Annotated in this window: 20 protein-coding genes and 1 pseudogene; all 21 read right to left on the bottom strand. The window is 34.8% G+C overall.

The annotated features are described in order from the left end of the window. Positions 1 to 124: 124 nt before the first annotated feature. The 21 genes and pseudogenes from MUN87_RS14950 to MUN87_RS14855 all read right to left on the bottom strand — a co-directional run bounded on the left by MUN87_RS14950 (position 125) and on the right by MUN87_RS14855 (position 24,551). Positions 125 to 1,966: an ATP-binding protein gene (locus tag MUN87_RS14950; protein ID WP_244741329.1), complete on the bottom strand. Its 1,842-nt coding sequence runs from the start codon at positions 1,964 to 1,966 to the stop codon at positions 125 to 127. Continuing rightward, complete coding sequence (locus MUN87_RS14945) at positions 1,963 to 3,381, bottom strand: SIR2 family protein (RefSeq protein ID WP_244741327.1); 1,419 nt, start codon at positions 3,379 to 3,381, stop codon at positions 1,963 to 1,965. Before MUN87_RS14945 ends, MUN87_RS14950 begins: the two co-directional genes overlap by 4 nt. 59 nt (positions 3,382 to 3,440) lie before the next feature. Continuing rightward, positions 3,441 to 3,752, bottom strand: a complete 312-nt coding sequence (locus MUN87_RS14940) for a hypothetical protein (protein WP_244741325.1) — start codon at positions 3,750 to 3,752, stop codon at positions 3,441 to 3,443. Between the two features lie 23 nt (positions 3,753 to 3,775). Beyond that, a complete protein-coding gene (locus tag MUN87_RS14935) occupies positions 3,776 to 6,814 on the bottom strand; it encodes a type I restriction endonuclease subunit R (protein ID WP_244741323.1) in 3,039 nt (1,012 codons plus the stop codon). Next, complete coding sequence (locus tag MUN87_RS14930) at positions 6,815 to 8,089, bottom strand: restriction endonuclease subunit S (protein WP_244741322.1); 1,275 nt, start codon at positions 8,087 to 8,089, stop codon at positions 6,815 to 6,817. Further along, positions 8,082 to 9,860, bottom strand: coding sequence for a type I restriction-modification system subunit M (locus MUN87_RS14925; RefSeq protein ID WP_244741320.1), 1,779 nt, complete (start codon positions 9,858 to 9,860; stop codon positions 8,082 to 8,084). Before MUN87_RS14925 ends, MUN87_RS14930 begins: the two co-directional genes overlap by 8 nt. A gap of 356 nt (positions 9,861 to 10,216) precedes the next feature. Next, positions 10,217 to 10,270, bottom strand: coding sequence for a hypothetical protein (locus tag MUN87_RS22455; RefSeq protein ID WP_223280615.1), 54 nt, complete (start codon positions 10,268 to 10,270; stop codon positions 10,217 to 10,219). A 117-nt stretch (positions 10,271 to 10,387) separates the two neighbouring features. Next, positions 10,388 to 11,992 carry an LPD25 domain-containing protein gene (locus tag MUN87_RS14920; RefSeq protein ID WP_244741318.1) on the bottom strand — a complete coding sequence of 535 codons (1,605 nt, stop codon included), beginning with the start codon at positions 11,990 to 11,992 and terminating at the stop codon, positions 10,388 to 10,390. Positions 11,993 to 12,174: 182 nt separating this feature from the next. Beyond that, complete coding sequence (locus tag MUN87_RS14915) at positions 12,175 to 12,393, bottom strand: hypothetical protein (RefSeq protein WP_244741316.1); 219 nt, start codon at positions 12,391 to 12,393, stop codon at positions 12,175 to 12,177. An 11-nt stretch (positions 12,394 to 12,404) separates the two neighbouring features. Next, positions 12,405 to 14,531, bottom strand: a complete 2,127-nt coding sequence (locus MUN87_RS14910; protein WP_244741314.1) for a type IA DNA topoisomerase — start codon at positions 14,529 to 14,531, stop codon at positions 12,405 to 12,407. 26 nt (positions 14,532 to 14,557) lie between these two features. Beyond that, positions 14,558 to 15,649: a JAB domain-containing protein gene (locus MUN87_RS14905; RefSeq protein ID WP_163578574.1), complete on the bottom strand. Its 1,092-nt coding sequence runs from the start codon at positions 15,647 to 15,649 to the stop codon at positions 14,558 to 14,560. Continuing rightward, positions 15,642 to 15,797, bottom strand: coding sequence for a hypothetical protein (locus MUN87_RS14900; RefSeq protein ID WP_153835206.1), 156 nt, complete (start codon positions 15,795 to 15,797; stop codon positions 15,642 to 15,644). Before MUN87_RS14900 ends, MUN87_RS14905 begins: the two co-directional genes overlap by 8 nt. Positions 15,798 to 16,031: 234 nt before the next feature. After that, the gene (locus tag MUN87_RS14895; RefSeq protein WP_175618795.1) at positions 16,032 to 16,832 is read right to left on the bottom strand and encodes a toll/interleukin-1 receptor domain-containing protein; all 801 of its coding nucleotides are present in this window, start codon (positions 16,830 to 16,832) and stop codon (positions 16,032 to 16,034) included. A gap of 87 nt (positions 16,833 to 16,919) precedes the next feature. After that, positions 16,920 to 18,173, bottom strand: a complete 1,254-nt coding sequence (gene mobP2, locus MUN87_RS14890; RefSeq protein ID WP_077356148.1) for a MobP2 family relaxase — start codon at positions 18,171 to 18,173, stop codon at positions 16,920 to 16,922. Positions 18,174 to 18,176: 3 nt separating this feature from the next. Further along, positions 18,177 to 18,647: a hypothetical protein gene (locus MUN87_RS14885; protein ID WP_077356150.1), complete on the bottom strand. Its 471-nt coding sequence runs from the start codon at positions 18,645 to 18,647 to the stop codon at positions 18,177 to 18,179. 1 nt (position 18,648) lies between these two features. Next, entirely contained in the window at positions 18,649 to 18,981 is a 333-nt protein-coding gene (locus MUN87_RS14880) for a hypothetical protein (RefSeq protein ID WP_077356152.1), read from the bottom strand. Positions 18,982 to 19,199: 218 nt separating this feature from the next. Continuing rightward, positions 19,200 to 20,198: a hypothetical protein gene (locus MUN87_RS14875; RefSeq protein WP_244741312.1), complete on the bottom strand. Its 999-nt coding sequence runs from the start codon at positions 20,196 to 20,198 to the stop codon at positions 19,200 to 19,202. A 23-nt stretch (positions 20,199 to 20,221) separates the two neighbouring features. Then, a complete protein-coding gene (locus MUN87_RS14870) occupies positions 20,222 to 21,361 on the bottom strand; it encodes a M23 family metallopeptidase (protein ID WP_244741310.1) in 1,140 nt (379 codons plus the stop codon). Further along, entirely contained in the window at positions 21,361 to 22,071 is a 711-nt protein-coding gene (locus MUN87_RS14865; protein ID WP_077356156.1) for a hypothetical protein, read from the bottom strand. Before MUN87_RS14865 ends, MUN87_RS14870 begins: the two co-directional genes overlap by 1 nt. A gap of 3 nt (positions 22,072 to 22,074) precedes the next feature. Further along, positions 22,075 to 23,848, bottom strand: a pseudogene (locus MUN87_RS14860) (VirB4 family type IV secretion system protein). Between the two features lie 7 nt (positions 23,849 to 23,855). Further along, the gene (locus tag MUN87_RS14855; RefSeq protein WP_244741308.1) at positions 23,856 to 24,551 is read right to left on the bottom strand and encodes a hypothetical protein; all 696 of its coding nucleotides are present in this window, start codon (positions 24,549 to 24,551) and stop codon (positions 23,856 to 23,858) included. Between the last annotated feature and the right edge of the window lie 3 nt (positions 24,552 to 24,554).

Below are 24,554 nucleotides of genomic sequence, written 5' to 3'. Positions count from 1 at the left end.
CTTGTATGTTACGTGGACTTATCCACTGGTTTATAAAGCAAGCAAAATGAAATTGGACATATTTTTTATCATTCGGTTCACACTTGAAGTTCGAGTTGTTATAGTAAACTCGCCCATTCAATAATCATTTCCATAAATCAGTTAATAAAACAGTATCACTCTGGGGTCTTAAGTTAATGTTATCAATAAAATCTACAGAAACAGTTACAGGCATTGTTAAAGCTGTGCCGGATATGATACATACTCCTTGTGCAAGGACAGGTAACATAGATTTAGAAACCTTGTCTAATGTTGATATGGAATTATCTATGATCTGTAGGTCCCTTTCATTCACCAATTTATGTAGAAAGAAATTATGCACTTGTGAAAGGATTGTAGGTGATATATCGGCAGGACGTTGACTCGCCAAGGTTAAGAAAAAACCGAATTTCCTGCCCTCTTTTATTATTTCTTCAAACAATTCTAATCTGTAATCCATCCAACCATCCTGCTCACGTAAAGATTGATTTGATAAAATATTGTGGGCTTCATCAATGATAAGATGGAAACTTTCTTTCGCTTGTTTCATTTTATGACTATCAAAATACATCTTTGATATAATGAGGGACAGGAACTTTTTAGACTCTGTATTTAAATCTCTAAGCGAAATAATTTGTAAGAATGGCTGTTCTGGTAATTCCTCTACTATCTCGATATAATTATAAATTTTACTAAGTCGTGTTTCTATCCTTCTCAGTAATGGAAGAATATGTTCCTGTGCAACATTTCCATATAACAAATCATTTACAAGCTGTAGATGGCATCTAATTTCAAATTCTTGTAATACATCCAAAGGTGTATTAATTATATGGTTTCTAATTTCCTCTAATAATAATACCTCGTGTGATTCCTGACTAAAATCACCTTCGAATCTAAACCATCTTCTATCTCCATACCAATCTTTATGAAAAAAATATTGGCTTTCCCCGTTATAAACTTTAGTGTTCTTGATATTAATTAAGTATTGGTCTACACCTTGTATATGTTTTTCAAGAACTTCTACCATTATATCTCTAATGTTCTGATTAGGAATCCCAGTATAAATATACCTAATTAGCGCTAATACCCAATTAGAAAGTGAATTACTCCCAAAATTATACTTTTTTGATCTTTTTAATAATCTAGTAATAAAAGGTTTTTGTGTTTGTTGGGTAGCCGAGAACAATACTGAAAGCATTTCATCATCAAAGAAAACATCAAATTCAATTGGAAATTTATCTCCAAAGGTATTTCCAGATGTTAAATTATAAATTTTCTTCTTTTCCTCATCGTTTATGCCAAAAGACTTTTCATGTACATATTCACCATTAAAGTCTAATACTATAAAAGAACTCTTGGTTGTGAGGTTTGGTAACTCATTTCTAGTAAACAATTCATAATATAATTTATGTAATGTATTCGACTTACCGCTTCCTGTATTTCCAAAAACACCTATATGTGAAGCAAAAAATGAATTTATCGGCAAAGAAATGCCATTGTTTTCATTTAAACTCTTCCCAATTGAGATAGTAAAACTATTATCTTCAGAGATATAATTATTAATAAATATTTGATTTATCTCTTCATTTGTAGGTATATTGCAAAAGTTACCAATCATAGGTAGGAATGAAGCTCCACTTATAAACTCTCCATTTTTAATATAACCAATCGTTTGGATTTCAATAAGTCTTTTAATGCTATTTTTTGAAAATCTATTATCCAAATTGTATCCTTTTGTATTATTTAAATTATCCCAAAAGGATTCCGAATTCACTTTTGCAATAATTTTAATAAACCCTTGGGAAATAATAACAAAACTGTTGACACTAACGTTTTTTATTAACTCTCCATTATGTATAAATGTTGCGTGATTAGCATCATCAAAAGTAGCAACTTTTGATACAAAGCCATTTACTTCAACAACTACCCCAATTTCTAGACTATTCATTCTGTATCCCCTGTTTCTTTTTCCTTTTCTGTTTCTTTACCCACTATAGGTATATATTTATTTGCGATATCCATTTCCAATATTGAATTAAATGACGAAAAATTCAGTACAGGAATAACAGAATTTCCAGCTTCATTTTCAAGTTTTGATACTACATTTGAATATATAGATACTCTACCTTCATTTGTTATTACAGTAAAATTTTTGTCGTCTTGGTTTTCTTCCTCTTCCATATAATCTTCTTCATCCATTTCTTTTACCAAAAAATCTTTGGGTTCAATGAACTTTATATTAATTGGGACATTTCCAATTGAAAAATTAAATTGTGATATGATATTACTTTTTTCATTATCAGTAAAACAAAAGATAATAACTAAAAGAGCTGGATTATTTAACGACCTCTGTACAATTTCTAATATATGTTCATCCTGAAATGAAAAACCAAATACAACCAGTAGGGATTGTTTTTTTTCAAGTTCATAACTAAGAAGTCTAAGCATGCTAAAATAATGTTCTTTTATCAAGGTAGTTTGGAATTTATCTTTAGTTGGTAAGACAATCTGTAGTGCTTCAATTTTTTCGATGAGTTTCGATAAACTTTCGCCTGCATGTTCACCAATAAAATTTAACTCGTTAATCAAACCTTCATTAACTAATTCGATATTATTCATATTTTCAATAAGATTCTCTAGGGAGTCAGTATTCATGATAAATGGAAACTCTTTAAAGTATTGATTAATCTCTTGTATAACAATTTCTAAATCATTGTTTATTGGAGAAATTAAATTCTCCTCAATTGCTACCTGTATTTTTGCACGGTTATTATTTTTCGCATATTCCTTCCAATTTATGGAGCCATGGCATTTAATTAAATTCACGGCCGGCATCTCATTTGAATAATTATCGAATACCCCCGAATAAAGTAATGTTTTATTAAAATTATCCGTACTTATAACCCTTTTTCCATACCCGTTTGTCCCGTCATTAAAGAATATTCGGGGATTCATTTCGAGTAGCCGGTCAATTGAAGACTCTATAAATAGATCATAATTGGTAGTAATCACATTAAGTCTTTTAGGTGAAATCCTACTATTTCTTACCTTTAAAAATTCTATCCCATTGTGAATAAATCTAGAATATTCATTTATGATAGAAAGCATTAAGTCTTTTTTATCATTGCAACAGCATTTATCAAACATAAAATGATGTAAATATATGTTATCCCTTATAGATTGATAATAAAAAAGTGCTTTCACTAAATTCTTACCACGATAATCTATATTCTCATTTGATAGTATTTCCTCAAAGTTACCCAAAGATGAAAAATACGGTGCTGATGCTCCCGCACCGAGAAGAAAAGTTACATTTTTCTCTATTAAGCTCTCTTTTAATACTTCAACAACTGAGCTATTCAAACTTTATCGCCCCCAATTTTATAAATTAGAAGTCTATAAACTTTATCCTGAACAATGATTTAAGTTAGATCTTTCAACTTCCTATAGAAGTCATTATCTTCAAGGTCTATCCCATTTGAATTTTTATTTGTGCTTTGATTTGCGATAAGCACTTCGATACCTTCAATGCATTTCTTTATTTCTGAAGGCTTTGTTGTCAGATGAATATCAATTTCTTTATCCAAATTCACCTTTTGTTTAAGCAGCGAGAGCGACTCTGAAATCACTTCGATTATCTTCTTTTCTTGATAAAAGGCAATTTCTTTGAAGTCTTGAAAATCCTCTGGGTAAATACGGACAGATTTATATGGTTGATGACTTTTTGTATTCATCGATTACACCTCAAACTTACTTTTTATTCGCTTCTCAATTCCTTGTAAATCTCTTTCGCAACTGCCATCATAATCGTATTATAATACGATTTATCTTCAAATAGTTTCGAATAAGAATCCATTTGTTCCATATATAAGTCTTGAGAAGCCTTTTCGAAAACTCCAGGGAATAGGCTTTTTTCAAACATTTCCTCATCATTGTTTCTTGCAAGGCTTTTTAATCTATCATTGGATTCTTTCGCTTTACGTGTAACCCCGTCAATAATAACGCGATCAGATTCAGATATTTTACCATCGTATTTTTCATTAACTCGTCTCACGATATTCTCTAGTAAATCATCATCTTCTGGTGGTTTAATTCCAGTCTCCACGTTATCCGGATTACTTAATTGATAGCCGTTTGTATTTTTTTCTAATGCGATATCACCATTAAAAGTTTGCTCCAGCTTGTAATACTCCAATTTCACTTTGTCTTCAATATCAATTTTTTCAGTACTATTCTTAGGAATGAATTTAATCAAGTAAGAATTGAAGATAAACTCCTCATGCAACTCTTTATCAAACATCCTTGTTAATTGTGTAATATAGGAATACCATTTATTAAAATTACGAACGGTTACTCGAAACTCATATCGCTGCTGTTCATCTAGTTCTTCATATCTTTTAATAATTGGTACCAAGTGACTTGCTATTCTTCCCAAATCTTTGTCAGATTGGTTGCCATTTTTCAAATAAATTTTAGTGAGTTTTTTTATGTCTTGGTCGTTATAAATTTTATAATTTCTAAGCTTTGTTTTCGTATCATAAATAAGGTTAACATCAATTTCTTTGTCTAATTCTGTTACCTCATAAAATGGCTGAAAGGCCTTCTGAATATCTTCCGCCTCGTTTACAAAATCCAATATAAAGGTATTATTTTTATTTGGATGCGTACGATTCAACCGGGAAAGAGTTTGGACAGCCTTCACACCAGAAAGTTTTTTATCAACAAACATGGTATGCAGTAACGGTTCGTCAAACCCAGTTTGATATTTCTCGGCAACTACTAGAACATTGAATTCATCTGTATGAAATGTTTCTTTTAGTTGATTTTCTTTCACCCGTTTACCATCTTTTGTTTTATTTAATTGCTCTTCAGTGTACTCTTTATTTTCATCCTGGACTGTTCCGGAAAATGCGACGAGCACATCCATATCGTCATATCCTTTATTCTCAATATAACGCTTAAATTCAAAGAAATAACGAACAGCATGCAAACGTGAGGCTGTGACCACCATCGCTTTGGCTCTGCCGCCAATTTCATGTTGTGTTACATTTCGGAAATGCTCAATCATAATAGCTGTTTTTTGCTGTAAATTATGAGGATGCAAGGACTGATATCGTCTAATGGCTTTTACACCTTGAGTTGTTGATAATTCTGGGTTGTCCGGTGTGTTTTTCGCAATTTTATAAGACATTTGATAGGTCATATAGTTTTGCAGTACATCTAAAATAAACCCTTCTTCAATTGCTTGCCTCATGCTATAAATATGAAACGGTCGAAACGAATCATCAGATTGTTTTGTTCCAAACATTTCAAGTGTTTTTTCTTTAGGGGTTGCTGTAAAAGCAAAGAAGCTTAAATTGTCATGGCTTCCATGTGATAAAAGCTCTTGTACAAGTTTATCTTCTTGGTCTGGCGTATTTTCCTCAATTTCAGCTTCCAGCTCTGCATACTCTCTTAAAGCTTCTTCTGTATCCGCAAGTGCCGCCTTTAACTTTTTAGCACTTGTTCCTGTTTGTGAGGAATGTGCTTCATCTACAAGAACCGCAAATCGATTTCCTTGATTAACATCCACCTCTTCATAAATAACAGGAAACTTTTGTAGTGTTGTAATGATAATGCGTTTGCCATCATTAATAGCATTTTTTAAATCCCTTGATGTTTTTCTTTCTCCAATTGTTTCCACTAACCCATCCGTGTGATCAAAGCTAGAGATTGTGTCTTGTAATTGACGATCTAAAACAGTCCGGTCTGTCACAACGATGACCGAATTAAATATACTTTTATCATCATCACCATGTAAGCTAGCAAGATGATATGCTAACCATGCGATACTATTGGATTTTCCAGACCCTGCACTATGTTGAATTAAATAATTATCCCCGCTACCTTTTAACCGAACAGTGTGAACCAGTTTTCGAACGGCATCTAGCTGGTGGAAACGAGGGAAAATCAATTTTGAACTCACTTTGTTTAGCTCGCGTCTTTTTTTTACTACCTTTTGTTTTTTCACTTCCAAGTGCATAAAACGATGAATAATGTTCATTAGGCTATCTTTTTGAAGTACTTTTTCCCATAGATAGGACGTAATATAACCATCCAGGTTCTCAGGGTTTCCTGCACCACCAACTTCTCCAGCACCATTCGTCCCTTGATTAAAAGGTAAAAAGAAAGTCTCTTTTCCATCTAGCTTAGTTGTCATCCATACTTCATTTAAATCAGCAACAAAATAAACGAGAACACGTTTATTAAACTGAAATAATTTCTCTCTTGGGTCACGGTCATACATGAATTGCTTCTTACCATGTTCCACTGATTGCCCTTTGATTTGATTCTTTAATTCCATTGCGACAATCGGAATCCCATTAAGTGACAAGACCATATCCAAAGAATTATTATTTGCTGTTGAATAAGCAAACTGACGCGTAACCGCAAATTTATTGGATTGGTAATTTTGTATTGTCTTTTCATTTAAAGTGGATTCCGGGCGAAAGAAGGCAATCTTTAATTTAACTCCACGATCTGTTATGCCATTTCTTAGTACATGTAAAACACCATTGGAATCGATCTCATCATTCAAGCGCTTATATAGCTGCTTAGATGCTTGTTCTCCGTATATTTTCTTATATCGAACCCATGCTTTTTCTTGTGTCTCTTGAATGAATCCTATTAATTGGTGGATATCAATAGCTTTTTCTTTATCATAGTTTGCTTGATTGCCTTTCACATACCCACCTTCCGTTAATAGGTATGTTTCAATATCCTCTTCAAAGCGTTTTTCTGTATCTTCAAAAGCCAATCACATAACCTCCTTCTTACCTGTGACATATTCGTATATAAGGGATTTTTTATAATCCTCCAACTCAAATATCAGTTTATCTTTATTATTTATAATCAAATTAATCGATTGTATTTTGCCATCTAAATAAGTTGAAATTTGTATTTGTTCATCTAACGGCGGAAGAATCAATCGAAACTGTCTAATGTCTTTCTGGAACAAATGGGGCACGCCCATTCCGTCTTTCTTTAACCTAATTTCATTTTGAATATAATCACTCTTTATCAAATAATATAAATATACTGCATTTAAACTTACAGAAGGTGTTAATACTGCTATAGAACTATTTACTGTGGCATCTTCAAATAATGATCTAACAACATTTACAGTACCTAAAGTTGACCCGTCTTTAGTCAATAACACATCATCTTTTGATAATTTAATTTCTGGGGACTCGTCATACCTTTTCCGTGTTATATAGTTAACATGGTTAAAATCAATGGATTCTCCTTTTATGTTAGGAGTAGATAAAAACGCTATACCTTTATCAACATATTCATGAGCTTTTAACCCTTTCCACCCCAGTCTTGCTCTTATGTATATTTCATATTTAAAATACGATAGGCCCCAGTGTTTAGGAATACTCCCTACCCAATTTATCCCACTTTCTTTCATTTCAATGTCTGGATATAACCCTTTTGTTACAGCCTCAGTAATTAATGATTGCTTATACTTTTTCAATTCCTCAATAGACCGTTTTAATTTATCGGTAATATTATTGATTTTTGAAACTTTATCATCAAGGAGATTAGCAATCTTTTTTTGTTCTTCTAAACCTGGAGTGGGAATTAATATTTTTTTCATTCTGCTATAGTTTGTTGACCATAAATCTTCAACAATTCCGGTTCCCCATCGGTAGAATTCTTCTGCAAATCCGTAATTTTTCAACAGATAATTCACAAAAGACGGGTCCATATTTCTACTATGCAATACAATGTTAATTAAAGATACTGAACCATATAACGGGGACACCCCTGAAGACATTTTTCTATCAGAGCGTGAGTTTATAACAAAATCGTTTACGCAAACTTTTTTTCTATTAGTATGGTCATTTGATTTTGCTGCTGTTTCTAATTGTTTAACTATACCGTTTTTGGTAACAGAAAGTGGTTCATATTCAATATCAGAGACTTTTTCACTACGCTGTTCAAATAAATTTCCGACTCTTCTTAATTTCCAGTTAGCCGGCATCTTACCAATCCACTCCACAGCGCTATCTACTAACTCTCTACTCATTCACTTTTACCTCCTCACCTGACAAGGCTTCAAAGGATTTTACAATCTCTTTTTCTATTTCTCTAATACGGGCTGCAATATCATCGGACTTTTCTGGTTGCTCAAATTTATAGAAAAGACGTGTGAATGGTATTTCGTATCCAATTTTAGTTTTCTTCTCATCAACCCAAGCATCAGGATTAAATGGCTTTATTTCTTTTTCCACATATACTTGAATGTTCTCTTTTAATGGAATTTCTTCTGTGTCCCTTTTATCTTTATCTGCTACAGGCTTATTCTTTTTCATCACAATATTTCCTTCTTCGTCATACAGTGGGGTTTCCACGGTTACTTTATATAAGCCAAAATCCTCGTTGTCTAGTATTTTCGATTCAACCATTCTTTCGCCTAGAGAATATTCTTTATTTAAAAATTCTCCGTATGCTTTTACAATTATTTCGCGGCAATTTCTACTAATGTCAACTCGTTTACTACCGATATTTTTCCTTCTTTTTTCATACATATTGGAAGCATCGATTAGCTGTATTTTTCCAATACGATGTTTAGGTTTCTCTTTGGTTAAAACCCATACATATGTAGCAATGCCCGTGTTGTAAAAGGAATCATTAGGCAACTGGACAATAGCTTCTAGGTAATCATTCTCAATGACATGACGACGGATTTCACTTTCTCCACCACCGGCATTTCCACTAAATAAAGCTGAACCATTATGTATAATTGCCATTCGTCCAGTGTCTTTTAGTTTACTTAACCCATTTAATAAAAAGAGAAGTTGACCGTCATTCTTCTTGGGTAGCCCAACACCAAACCGACCGGTTTCACCACGGTCATGTTCTTCTTTTACTTTTTTATACTCTGATTTCCAATCTGTCCCGAACGGTGGATTAGAAATACAATAGTCAAAGGTATAACCTTCGAATTGATCCTCCGTTAGTGTGTTTCCTAATCTCATATTATTTGAGTCACTATTTCGAATCATCGTATCTGCTTTGGCAATCGCAAAAGTTTGCTCATTAATTTCCTGTCCAAAAGTAGTAACATCTGCCTCGGCATCCAATGCTTTTAAGCGTTCTTCCATGGCACTCAGCATCTGGGAAGTACCCATTGTCTGGTCATATACTGTTTTTGCAACGCCTTCATCAATTAATACGTCTTTCTCTTCTGCAATTAATAGATCTGTCATTAGGTAAATTATGTCACGACTGGTAAAGTGCGATCCTGCTTCCTCATCATAGCTCTCTGAAAACTTCTTGATGAGTTCTTCAAATATGTACCCCATATCGGTACTTGTAATTCTGTCTGGCCCCATGTACGCTTTTTCAGAATTAAACTCTTGGATGATAAAGAATAATTTATCATTATTGGCAAGCTTCCTTATCTCTCGTTCAAATTCAAAGTTCTTTAAAACGTCTTGGACGTTTTCAGAAAACCCATTTAAATAGGCTAGAAAGTTTTCTTCGATATTATCTGGTTCAGCAAGAAGACGTTCAAAAGTAAAATTGCTTACATTATAAAACCCATATCCAGAAGCTTTTTGTAGGAATCCTTCTTTTACTTCTAAATGCTTTACTTTTTGATAGGTTTCTTGTACTTTATCTCTAGTTGGTAATAACGTATCGTGAAAGCGCTTTATAACAGTCATTGGAAGTACAACTTCTCCATACTGATGTGGTTTATATAATCCTCGAATTGAATCTGCTATACTCCAGATTAAATTAGCTTTTTCTTGAATATTTATACCTGTTTGTTGGTGAAACATACTTTCATTCATTCATACAACCTCACTTTTAAATTCTATTAAAATATGTATTGCTTTCTTTAAAGATAACACAAAAGACACATAAATAACACAAACCCACTTTATAATCAAGTTCTCAAAAGCTTTTAGTTTAAAAGTCGACATATTTTTTGTTTTAAATTCTTTATAACCATACAATGATAATCCATACATGTTTATTTTACGGAGAAAATGAGGTATACTATATATAGAAAGTCATACAATAATAAAAGACCGCCCATGCTGGTACATGGAACGGTCTAGTGTGTAACAGCCCTTCAAGGGGACAGCTCACATATTTAGGTCAGAAAAGTAACCAACCAACATGCGGCTAGGCATTCATCGGGTGGTTACTTTTTTTGTTCTGACAGTATAGCTACAACTAAAGTTGCGAACGTGATCATCAGGATCAACGCTTCGAATACTGTCATCGTATCACCCCCTTTCTCAAAAAAGGGGTGAGCTACCACCCATGAAAGCCTTATTACACTAATAGCAAGTATATCAAACTATGAAGATTATCACATCATATCCATGTCTACTGTTTGTAGTTTTTTCTTCTCATTTTTGCCTTTCAACCAATCATTAATATCAAGTCTTTCACTTTCAAGCAAATGACCATAAACAGCATCATCAAGCATCATTTGTTGTTCGTCAGTAAGATTTCCTTCCTTTCTAGCCTGATGATGAGGATTTAAAAATTCGCCATCACCAACATCTAGCCGCTCCATATTAATAACTTCCATCTTTGAATTCTTGCTCTTAGGAAAAACAATGCTATACCGTGTTTTATAGTATCTATTATCATCCTGATATCTTTCCTCCAGCTTCTCCATAAATGCATTACCTTTTGCAAAATCCATCATCGAATCAGAGTCTAATTCTGGTGCCTCCGTTGATTCAATAAATATTTGTGGCTGCTCAATATCCAAATCATATCGCTTTAACCATGCTTTGCATTTTACAATATGGTCAAATTCCTCCGTCCAAGCTTCACCTGTTGAATTATCAACTCCGACAACGACATCACCATCCACATAATAATATAATCCCTTTGTATGCTCTTCTTCCTTATGATCAATTACATAACCCATCGCCGCTTTATTAACTTCTGTCAGTTCTGATAGATCCTTTCTGTCGTGAACAGCCTGTATGAACACATCTTTTCCATTTTCCATGCCTTTCTCCTGTTCTTTCATCAATTCAGGCTCCATGGTTTCTATAAACTCTACAGCTGCTCCCCTTACTTCTTCAAGTAACTGCGCTTTATCCTTCAATTCCTTGCCCTGTGTCCAGTTTGCAAGATAGCCCAAAGAATAATCACTTGTATCAATATCAAAGTACGAGGCTACTGTATAGGCTGTCATTTCTGCTTGGAATTCCTTTTCTTCTGAAGATAGATTGAAATGCTTATCAGTTGTACCATGCAACTTGGCATGAGCCAATTCATGGATTAATGTTTTCACGTTTTGCAATTCACCATTGCGTGGATTTAAACCAATATGATTCTTCCTACCATTTATCCCTTGATAAAACGCACCTTTTGCAGCACCTAGCTCCTCCAAAGGCTCACCAATTGTCACATCTAGTTTATCTCCCACTTTTTTCAAAGCTTCTAACATATTTTGATAGCTTGCAACGTTCCCCTCCAGCCATCTATTTGGAAAAATATCTGGAAGATCACTAGCTTTTGCATTAGTTTGTGATACATCGAAAACGCTACCCTTCCCAAAATACAACCCACTTGCCTTTTCCTCTAATTCCCCCTTGTTTAATAATTCCTTTTCCTGTTCAGTCGCCTTTTTTATGCTTTTCCATTTGCCGTTTTCATTCTTGAATTTCGGTTGTGTCTTATTTGGCACTAAAATTTGAATGGCCTTTTCTCCTTTTTGCACTTGAAAGTCTTTTTCCTGCCAAAACTTATAACTTCCTACTGCTTGCGCTCCCTTAAATTGACTCTGAATTAAGGCTGTATTTCGTAATGAATATTGATAAAACTGCATCATAAAAGCTAAGTGTTCAGCCATTTGTTCAGGTGTTTCAAAATAGGATTCAATGGAATGATCCATCGTTTCTGTTAATTGCTTCACTTCTTCCTGTTTTTGTTCGAATGTTTTTCTTTTCATGAAATATCATCCTCCCATAAAATAAAAGGAACTCCCATCAGGAAGCCCCTTAGATATATCAGCAATTTATTTTCCCAGCCTATTAATCTTTCATATACAAAATAAAAAAAGACCGCTACATCAGCGATCAACATCTTTTTTTACATGGACTTTTCACTAAGCGGCTTCCCCTTAGTCGTATCTCAAGCTGGTTCACCCTCCAAGATGACTGCTTTCTCCTTTATATCCAATGGTATCAGTGCTTCTTCATCTGCTTGATTTATCATCTCTATAGCATCCTTTGTGACTGCATCTACTTCAACTTCTATTTCCCCAACATCAACAATGAAAACAACACTGGCTTCTTTAATTTCCTTTACATACCCTAAATCAACCATCTTATATGCCCCATTTACATACATATCCGTCACAATCATCCTTTCGGGAATTCAAATGTTATTTTTTGTTCGGTTTGGTCATAGCGTAAAGACGCATCAAACTTTTTTCCTTTTTTACTTGTAAATCCTTTAATTAAATTGGTTTTTTCTCCACCCAATAACTTTTTAATGTTTATCTGACTTATGGATTTTCCAAGGAATTTCTTTGGTAACGTAAATGTACATCCTTCACGATAACGACTGCATCCATAAAACTTTCCTTTATCTTGAATTTTTCCATCTTCATGATTACAACAAGGACAATCACCAATAAAAGATTTTTCATTCACCTGTTGTAATGCCTGTGCCAAGTTACCAATTTCCCTAGGTGCTTCTTGCATTAAAGACTCAATCATTTGTTTGATTTTATCGAGAAACACTTCTTGCGATCCTTTATTTTCCCCAATTTTATTTAGATACGTTTCCCATTTCGCTGTCATCTCTGGACTAGCAAGTAACGTTCCTTCTACGGCCTGACAAAGTATTTTCCCTTTGTCTAATACAGTTACTTGATTCTTTCTAATCTCAATATACAATTGGTCTTTTAATGTTTCTATGATGCTTGCTCTAGTTGCCTCTGTTCCAATTCCTTCACTTTCTTTTAAAGTATGCTGCAATGCTTCATCCTCTACTTCTTTTCCAGCGTATTTCATCACATTAATCAGTTGCCCCTCGGTATAATACTTAGGGGCTTTTGTCTGTCCTTTCGCTATTTCTACATTAACTTGGCAAGCTTGATCTTTTTCCATTGCTGGTAAGACAATTTCCTTTTTCTTAGCTTGTTGTTGATTTTTAAATAATGATTTCCAGCCTAATTGTTTCTCAACCTTTCCGGTCGCTTCAAAGTTAATCCCTTTCACATCAATCGCTACCTTTGTTTCTTCATATTCATAGTCTGGAGCGAACATCGCTAAGGTAGTTGCAACCACTTCTTGATAAATATTCTTTTCTTTCTCGTTTAAGGCACTAAAATTTGGCGTTTGTTTTGTTGGAACGAGGGCATAGTGTTCGGCAACCTTCGTATTATCTACATATCGCTTCTGGGCAGCAGGATAAACAACTTCAACATCTACCCCGATACATTCTTGATAGTTCGATAAATTGTTTTTGATATAACCAAATTCGCTATCAGTTATAAAATGACTGTCTGTCCTTGGATAGGATAGAACTTTCTTTTCGTATAGGCTTTGTGCAATCTTTAATACTTCGGACGGACTGTACTTCCATTGCTTGTTTGCCGTACTTTGCAAGGAAGATAAAGAATGTAGCTTTGGTGACTTTGTTCTTTTGCATTCTTTTTTCACTTCCTGAATAATACCATCATTTATTCCAAGCTGAACGCCTCTTTCTTGCAATACTTTTTGTGCTTCTTCTTTTGTTGCAAAGCGTTGTTTATGTTTCGCTTCAAACGAACCATTTGGCACTTGGACTTTCCCTTGAAAGGTAAAATAGTCTTGGGAAACAAAATCCTCAATTTCCTTTTGACGTTTGTATAATAAATACAGAGTAGCTGTTTGTACCCTGCCAACGCTGAATACGCCTTTCATCCCTTTCTTTTGTAATAGCAATGTATATAGTCTGGAAGCGTTCATTCCTACTAGCCAATCGCTATATTGCCTTGTTTGAGCTTCTTTATATAATGAAAGATAATTAATTCCGGTGTTTAAATGACGGAATCCTTTTTGTATCTCATCCACTTCTAAGGAGTTAATCCACAATCGTTTGGTTGGTTTATGTGATGCACCAGCAAGTGATATGATACTTCTTGCAATGTTTTCGCCTTCTCGGTCACAATCGGTTGCAACAATAATTTCAGCTGAATCATTTAAAAGTCTTTTCACTATATTGAATTGCTTTTTCTTGTCTTTACTTACCTGAAAACGAAACTGCTCCGGAAACATCGGCAACTGATCTAATCTCCATATTTTCCATGTTTCGTTATATTGTTCAGGAGAAAGAAGTTCAACCAAATGCCCGTATCCCCAAGTGATATATGCTTTCTCCTTAAAAAAGCGACCATCATTTACCTCTATATAACCATCTTGTTTCTTTGTATGTTGAAGAGCATCTGCATACGCTTTTGCTTGACTCGGCTTTTCAGCTAAAATTAATGTATGTCCCATTAAAACGTTCTTCCCCTTTCTTTTGCTCACATTTCCATTTCAAATGCATGCTGCTTACCGCCTTTTGTCTTTGACTGCTTTTCAATGAGTTTTCTATAATCTTCATTGCTGCTAACATGTCCAGGAATATCTTTTGCAAAGGAATAGACATTCTTTTTTCCGACAATAAAATGATCCAAAAGCTGTACATCCAATTTTTCGGATATTTCTTTCAAACCTTTGGTCACATTTCTATCTTCAGCACTTGGTTCCGGTATGCCTGAAGGATGGTTATGAAAAACGGCAACCTTTGATACATCTTCTTGCGACAATAATTCCTTTGTAAATACCTTCTTATCCACTATACTTGCATTTGGTGACCCTTTGAAAAGTTCTTTAACAGCTAGAACTTTCCCATCAGCATCACAAGCAATTACTCCAAACGATTCTTGCCAATCATACTGATAACCAACTTTCAAGCTTTTCTTCACCTTTGCATTATCTTTCAACATATGAGATCCAACAATCTCTTGATTAGCGAAAAAAGAAGTAAATTCGTCAAATCCTTGGTATGTGTTTATGCCATTTTGCAGATTATAAGCTGTCATGGTATGACCTTCACTTTCGGCAACACTATCCACAGATGGTGCATATTTATCGCGACTATACGGAATCATTTCCTGATTGGATGTGATTGTGTCGCTGAATTCGTTATAGCTAAATCCATCAATCACATCTATCCCAAATGTTTTAAAGTATTTGGTCATTTCTGCTTCCTTACCAGTAGACGTAGAACTGTTTGATAAATTAAACATGGATACACCGCCTGCATGTAAACCTTCTTTCAACGCTCTTTTCAAATCATCTTGATCATGAAATTTATATCGACTTAAATGTAATGGCTCATTTTTGGTGGAGCAAAACACAGATACCATCTCATCTTTTGCAGGCATTTTATTCTTCGTAACAAATTCAATAAAATCCTGTGGAGAAGAGATCCCTGCTTCTTTGCTGTTCATTTGTCCTTTTGAAAAGTCTATAAAATCCACTAAACTTCTTACGGAATCATCATCTTTGGTTACCTTTTGATAAAGTTCCTCTTTGGATGAGCAGCCAAAATGCTCATACAGATTATTCATCCGTATCACCGCCATTTTCCGTACGAATGATTAATTCCTTTAACGTAAGAACATCCTTATCTTCCGGATGCTCCTGCATGAACTCCAGTAATTCCTTTTGACTGTCTACACCAAAGTAATCTAAAATACTCTGTTGATTATTCTTCACTCAAACCATTCCTTTCTGTTATTTGTAATACCGATCGATAAGTCACACTAAAAATTGCATACAAAAAAGCACAGAATTAATTATTAACAATTAATGTCTGTGCTTTTAAAACTGCTATTTAATTCAAGGAACATGTGTCATAGATTAATGCTTTTCTTATACAATCGCAGTCAATTCTGTAACACGCATACTCTGCAATTGACAGGTTACTTAAAAAAACTCCACTATAGAAATTTAAGAGGTTGGTATATCAATTTCGGAGTTAATCAAAGTCGTTGGTATTCTTTCAAATTTACTCTCCGTCTTCATATGAAATAAAGCTATATCTACATCACTAGAAACCTTTTTTATAAAGCTCAACCCGATTTTGAATCCTTTTTTTACTCCTTCAGGTATCTCAAGGAAGAAGACATTAGCATTTTCTCCCCCTAATTGTGCAGCATTTGGGTTAAATGAATTACGGGTCATACCTCCACCAATTAGGTTAAATTCTGCTTGTTTGTCGTCTAATTTAGTTACAAGAACAAATTTCCCATTAGGCTCAAAAAATCTTTTAGCTTTAATGAAGAACTTTAACTCTTTTTCACTTTCTCTTAGTACGTAAGCTTCTAAATTCTGATATGTTGGATATTTCCTATTCGTTTCCTGTCCCTGTACTATTTCTATAATTTGAGTCTTAATTGTATCCATTCCATTTGAATATAAATCAAGATATTTGATTGACTTTAGTATTTGAGGAACATTGACATCATCAGCACGAATAGGTATAAATTCAATTTGACGATTAGCCTTATCTATTAATGTAGATGTCCATTCTAAATTAACCATTTCACTTTCAAGGCTATTACGAGTTACAAAGAAGAAAAAATATTTACACTCCTCTAACCCAGTATTCATTCGATTAACTATGTTCTCCCCTGGCTTTATTGACCAATCATCAAAAAATACTTTTTCTTCGCCGAAAATATCGCTTAAAGTTTGCGCAATATCTCCTACAAATTCTTTATCTTTATGCTGGTGACTTATAAAAATCATAAATACTCCCCCTGTGCCCGTTAATTGAATACCACAATCTAACAAAAGTATATCAAACATGACACAAAAATGTTAGGTTTCACTAAATCAACCCTTCTCCACCAGTTGATCAAATTCATCCATATGTCTCTCTCGCTTATAATCATGAAATGTTTTCCGCATCGCTTGCTTCAAACGGATAATAGAAACATGCAAACTAGGATCTCCCTTTCCATTATAGCGTTGGAAAAAAGATTGCTGGTTTTCTTTTTCTAATGCATTAAATTGTCTTATAGCTATTTTCCGCTCGAAGTCCGACACCCTTTCTTCTTTATCAACTACGCGCATTTCGGTTAAAATTGCGTTTCCCATACGCTTTTTAAGATCATCTAATTTTGTATCTTTATATTGTTGGTAATCACTTCCATCACCGTACATTTCTTTCATCACATCTACTTCTTCATTCAATTTTGTTTTTAATGCTTGGATCTCTTTTGGATGAAACTGCTCTAAATAAATTTCGGTTATTTCGTCTATATAAGGTCTAGCCTCATTGATAGATTGATAACCATAACGCCATTGTTTTCGGTCTTCAGGCAAACGATTCATCGCTTCTTTAAATAAAGTTTCTGTTTTTCTGAAAGAAGATAAGGAAATATTGTTTTCCTTTTTGTAGCGTATGGTTCCACGCAACAATTCATCTACTTTATTTCGTTCATGCGCACGATCTAAAATAATATTGGCAACTTTGGACTTCATTTTGTCTAACGTTTTTGGCTTTCGTTTGGCTCGATATTCTTCATGCCATGTATTCGATTCTTTATCCAATACATTCATTCGTTCTCTTGTTGGATGAGGTTCTACGGTTGCGACATGTACATGAATATTATCGGTATTGTAATGCAGGGTTGCCGTCCAAATTGCTGATCGCTGCATTCCTTCTGCTTGTAACATTGTTTGCATCGTTTCCCGTACAACACCCCTCATTTTTGTTTCATCAACGTTATGAGTCGTTGCATTGTATATTTTTTGCTTCGCCAACCATTCATTATCAAAAGAGATCACATCTTGCCACATTGGTGATTCATTTTGTTGTGCTAGTTGAAATTGTTCTTTGACTGTTTGCTTTTCTTTGTCATTCAATCTGTCTTTACTGGAGGTAAATAACTCACCTTGTTTTTCGTCATCATCCATATAATCCATGAAGTGATAGAACACATCAAAATCATTTTCTTTATCAGATGAGGTATCCATTTTCACATGTTGTTTCGCATCCTCACGATCCATATAATTAATGTAATCATTAAACGTACTCGACCTAGGTGTAACAAATTTACTTCGCAATACAACTGCTGGACTCATGATCTATTCCTGACCTCCCGATTGCGCTTGTTGCTTTAATTCCTTTTGTCGTTCATAGTCTAATTTCTTTTGCCGGTGTTTATGGATTCGTTTTTGCACCAAATCTTCTGCTTGTTCCATTCCTTTTGTTTTAAATTCTTCCGTTGTAATTAAGTTTTTGAATTTATTCACCAGGTAGTAATGGTTCATGAACTCCAGAATGATTTTCGTGTCCCGATCAATAACGTTACTTGCTACTTGAATGCGATTCATTTTCTCTTTTACGAAATCTAATTTTTCATCCAGTAAGTCAGAAATCGTTTGTTTGAATAGAACATATTCTTCTTCTTTATTTTCAAAATAAGCATCCACCATTAAGGCAATGGCATTCGCTTGAGACGTATGATTTTCATTCGCTGCCACTTTAATTTTTTCTTTCGTTTCAGGGCTTAGCAAAAAGTAAGATCCTTGCTTTTTCTCTTCTGTCATACTCATTTTATTTTCCCTCCTTGTTGTCCATAGGAAATGCTTTGTCTAAAATGTGATCGGCTTCTTCAGGATTTAATCCAAGCGCATCACATAAAATCAAATACAGATGGAGTGTTCTTTTTTCCAAATGATTTAATCGTTTGAACGTCATTTCCAATCCATCCGCAACTCGACTTACTGTCACATCTAATTCCTTTTCTGCAAACTTAATCCCATCAAATTTCACTGCGTCCTCTACCATTCGTTTCAGTAATACATTCCTTGATACCTTTTGTTTTTTAGCTTCCTCATCTAACACTTTTACGGCACGAACATCTACATCCCGAATCTTTATTTCCATTCAAATCCGCTCCTTCCACGCGTCGCATAAAAAACAGGAAAATCCCCGTTCACATGAACAGGGATTGTTGAACAGGATAAGGGGGAAGTGTACCCACATAGCGTGGGTGACTAGGCAGCGCCTAGTTTTCCAGCAAGCCCATTTTTTCAATAGTAAATATACCTTTTATATAGGTGTTTCTTGCTGAATATATAGGTTTAATATAGACCTTTTAATACTTATTTCCCCTCTTTTCCTGAAGGCTCATCTTTATTTTTCTTCTTTTGCTGTTGCTGTTTTTGTTCTTTTGGTTCGTGATTTTCTTCTACTAATTGACGTTCAGGATGAAGCAATGTATCGAGTTTTTCTTTCCGATTATCGTACTTTTCCTTGAGCTCTTTTACCTTTGATTTGTATGCTTCAATTTCTTCTTTTGCACTGGAAATGGCATTATCTTTATGTTCTATTTCCTTCTCTGTTTCAGTTTGTTCTTCCTTCGTTTCAAATTCCATTTCACTTTTTAATGATGTTTTCTCCTTTGTTAAAGTAGTAATTAATTCCTGTTGGAAAGGAATATTTTCATCTATAATTGTAGATATTTCTTGTTTGATTCGTTCCATGTCTGTGACGATTGCTTCTTTTTGATATGCCTTATCCGATTTTGCAACAAGGTTCTTATTTACTTCAGTCTCACGATAATCCCCCACAATGATCACATCTTCTGGCTTCGGCAAATCGAACTTTTCAATTTTATCTGTCTCCGTTGTAGCAGCATCACTATCATTTTCCAGTTGTCGTTTATACTCTTGTTTCAATATTTTGTCGTCCCGATGCTCTATCACAAATAAACCGATAACACGGTATTCAGTTGGAACATGTTCAATGTGAATGACCATCACATTGTCGGATTCATACACTTTTTTTGCTGGGTAGGTTTCTTTTGATTCCTTTCCCTTTGCTTCAAATGTAAATGTTGGTTCTGCTGCATCTGTACCCGTATGAACTGTTTCAATTGTTACCTCCATGAGTTGATTCTTCGGATTATATTCCCAACTCCTTAAAATTAATGTTGTCTGATTTAGTCCGTTAATTGATTTATTATATGGCGTTTGTGCGATGGCACTATCATCATACATCCATGATTTAGACGTTAAAAAAACACCAAGCAAAACGCCTAGTGTGACGATAATACCAATATAGACTTTGTTTTCTCTTCTGCGATTGAATTTACTTTTCACGCGACCAATTCCTCCTTCCCCTATCATTTTTCTCCTGATAAAAATGATTTAACATGCGGCATAGGGTCAACCTTTTCTCCTTCCATTAAAATCTCAAAATGAAGATGAGGCGCAGTTGATGCACCAGTTGAACCAACATGACCTATCACATCACCTGCATTCACTTCACTTCCAACAGGTATTCCTTTCTTGCCCATATGAGCATAACGGGTTTTAATGCCATTTCCATGATTGATTTCTATATACCAGCCATAACCATTTCCCATATTCTCTATAGTGGAATCAAATGTTGTGCCGTTCGATTCACTTATGGTCACTTTCCCATCTGCAAAAGATACAATCGGTGTATTCCTTATCCCAGCACTTGCAATGTCTATCCCAGCATGAAATGTGGTGCAATTTTCACATCCCGACCGATAACCAAAGCCGGAAGTAATGGTTTTGGTATATGGTGAAACCCAAGACTTACCACCGATTAATTCCATATCAACATGATCTTCTGCTTCACAATTCATGGTTAATCCACCCATGTTTGCAGTTAACTTTTTCATCGTTGGTATCCAATGTTTGTTTAAATTGTTTGGATCATTTTCTGCGCCAATCGGAGCATACACTTCCCCCAGTTGTTCAATTGTTACTAATCCATCTACAATAATACGATTATATAAAGTATCTGCCATGGCTTCTAAACCATCTTTTAATGTTGGAAAACGTTGTAGTGCTTGCCAATCTGTTGCAGGATCCATTAAGCCTCCAGGATTATTTTTATCAACTACCCCACTGGAAGTTCCGTAACCTGTTTCATGTAAAGCGATAGCACCAAAAAGAATTGGATCAATTCCCTTTTCTTCAGATAGTTCGATAATATCATTACCATATCCTTTGAAAACGCCTGAGCGATCTTCATGCTTAAAGTAACTATCCCATTCTTTTTGATTCATATCACCTGTTGGCGAACAAATATAACCACCTCCACCATCATCATCTTGATCATTATGTTGATGATCAACACTACCACTTAATGCACCAATAACCGCCATCAACAATGTACAAAGAACAAGAAAGATTAGGACAGGAATAATGTTCGCAATTAAAAAGCTACCCGTTCCTACGAGTAGCTTCTTCCTTATCAGATGTTTTGCAAATTGTTTTAAATGCTTCACTACTTCTCCTTCCCCTCTCCTTCCATGTTTTGATTATTCGGTGTCACCATATTGCTGACAATCCACTTATCATCTTCCCTTTGTAACGTAATATAGTATAACTGCATTGGTTTAGATGTTGATTTTCCTTTCACGGTGACATGCCACGAAGCATATGCGCCATACGTTATTTCTCCATCTTTCAAAGGTTGAGAAGCAAATAGATCAATTGCATCTAACTCTCTTTTTGCTTTTTCATCTTTAAAGTTGGTCATTTCCTTTTGCACATTTTCAAGATAATTTGCTGTAACTGCATCCTCCCACTTGTCCCAATCCGTTACTTGCAATATATAAAGGGCAAGCACCTTTTCTGCCTGCTCTTTCGCTTGTTCCACTTCCCGTTCACTATATTGGATGATATATTTTTGTTCCAAATCGTCCTCTTCCTGATTACTTTCTGTTTGTTCACTTTGCTTATTTTCATCTGCTGCGTCCGGCTTCTTGGATTCTCCTTCATCTTTTAATACAGCATTTATTTTTTCCTCATCTATATTAACCGGCTCTTGCATGTTTTCTTGTTGGCTGGACGTTTCAAACATTTCTTTCGGATCTTGCTCTTTTGGATCATCGGCAGCCCATTTCCATATCCAAACAATCACAATTAAACCGGTCACGACTAATAGAAAGATAAACTTATAAAAGATTCGTTTTTCATGATTATCTTCTCGCATCGTTTACAATCCTCCAGTGAACAGCTTTAATTCTTCTTCACTTGCCTCAATAGATAACATGATGTTTCCGACACCTGAAATACTTAATAAACAATCTCCCTGCTGGAGTTGTGGGACGTGTTCCAATTCGCTTTCCGTTAGTTGCCCTTCAAAAATTGTTCGTAAAGAATCCAATGTGTTTGAGTCCTGCTGCATCACAAACTTATATTGGGTCAGTTCAAATAACGTACGAATTTTTGTGACAGTTGCAGTGTCTTTATTATCTGGAACAAAGTCTCGAATGGATTGACTAGCTAAAATCATCCCTCCAAAATACTTACGGGCTTCTCTTGCAAAATCTGTTAAGAATGAGACAGCTAACATATTTTCGGCATTCACTAAGCGATGTGCTTCATCAATCATAATTAAAAATCGGACCGCATCATCAGGGTCGAATGTTTCACTTTGATACATCTGTTTCATTTGTCTTGCTCCCACTTGGATCAAATTATCCCAGATTAAATTTAACGTATTATACATTTGTGCTTGAAACACATTCTTTTCCAATTTCGTGAGATTACGAATAGAAAAGAAAATCACTTGTTCATCAGTGATATCCTGAATCGTTGTATGACCGTTAAACAATGAAGCATAGCTGTTTACTAAGTTATCAACGACTAATTCAATTTTCTCCAACCGATCCACCCGTGAAATAGATAATTCAGGACGTATCGTTCGTTTCTCTGGGTTGTCATATAGCTGCTCTCGAATATATTCTAGCAAGTCGCTAAAGATTGGATATTCTTTGTTTCCCAATGTCGTCACACCTGTTGTTTTAGTTTTTTCCATAAAGCCCAGCGATTCATAAAACATGCGTAAGATCTTTTTAAATTCTTCAATTTCCTCTGTAGAAGGACTGCCAGCAAGAAATTCATAAAAGATAGCAACCTTTGATATATGTTGCATAAAGCACTGCTTTTCATATTGTTCAAAGCTTACCTGTTCTTCTTTGTAATTGCTTTTATCATCTGCCCGATAAATTTGGAGTGGATTAATAATCCCATCACTTCCATCCAAGCTAATGGATTGACCTCCTAGTGCACCAACTAAGGTTTTAAATTCCCCTGTCACATCAAACCCTCGAATGAAATTTCCTCTAGCTTCATTATCCATAAGTAATTTTTTTAACGTAGTCGATTTACCGGCGCCCATTTTCCCAACAACGACTGCATTGTAAAAGCGTCTTAATTTATCTTTATGAAACAAATCGAATAGAACATTTCCACCAGTAAACGATGTACCTAGAAAACTGCCTGTTCGATCATTTAACTCTGAAAAGTGATACGGTAATCCAGATGCAAGCGTAATTGCTGGCATCCCTTTTCCCTCTCTTTTATTCGGAAATTTGTTGATATAAATCTTCCATTTCTTTATAACTTCGTTGAGCGTCCATCCGGTCAGATTCTTGTTTCGCGCTACGAAAACGGACATCATGTTCCACCATGCTCTTATTAATCGAACTAATCGTTTCATCCTGATCCATTGTGGTCACATCAGCCACAACGGTAACATCATACATAGCCATCACTTTATCCAACCAAAGCAAATTGACATTGGAAGGATAATCCCACACATGGATGCACGCTTCATAACCGTCTCCTTTTTGAATGTACTTATCTTTAAAAGTCATGCCACCTTGGGGTTGTATTTTCGTTAGAAACACTTTATCCAGTTTTGGTTTCTTAGAACTCTTTTCTTCCTCAATAAAAGTATTTGTATGTTGTTTCACACCTACCATCCTTTCTTTAAAGCTGCGTATTTTGATTATTTAATAGAAACAATATCTGTTCCTTTTTGTTCTTGGATAACCTCTGTAATGGAAATGAACTTTGCATCCCTTGCATACAGTCATTTTTTCGGTCCTCAAGTTCTTCTTTATCATCTGCATAGATAAACATGAAAAACTCCCGATTGTATCGTTCTCTTTCTAAATACTCGAATTCGAATAACTTTTGCTCAATATACTTTAACCGTGAAGCATTCTTCGCCTGTTGCTGTTTTTTCAACCAATATGCCCGCTGTACTTCCGTATTTGTTGGGAAGTTTAAGATAACTTCCTTGAAAGAACGAAAATAACTTCTGAGAAATTGCGCTCGATTTAACAGTAGGTAATTTAAATCCGCATCATTTAAAGCATGAATGTTTTTTGTTTCCACTTGAAAAATGTCCATGACCCCTTCTTTCAGCAGAATGTAATCATCGTGTATTTGTACAAAAGGAAGAATATCGGATGTTTGTTTTAACAACTTGGGCTTTTTGCCTTGTTCTTTCATATCTTCTTGAAATTCTTTTTTCACTTTCTTCTGATGTTTGAGCTTTTGCAGTAGCTGAACCATTTTGTTAGGTTTTTTATTTGTCTTTGTAACCATTTCCGTCTCTTCTTCACATGTGTCCTCATCCAGCTTTTCCGGATTTGATTTAATTAACTTTAAGGGTTGCATTCT

This window comes from Gracilibacillus salinarum, assembly GCF_022919575.1.
GTDB classification, from domain to species: Bacteria; Bacillota; Bacilli; order Bacillales; family Amphibacillaceae; genus Gracilibacillus; species Gracilibacillus salinarum.
This window is presented reverse-complemented; position numbering and strand designations above follow the sequence as displayed.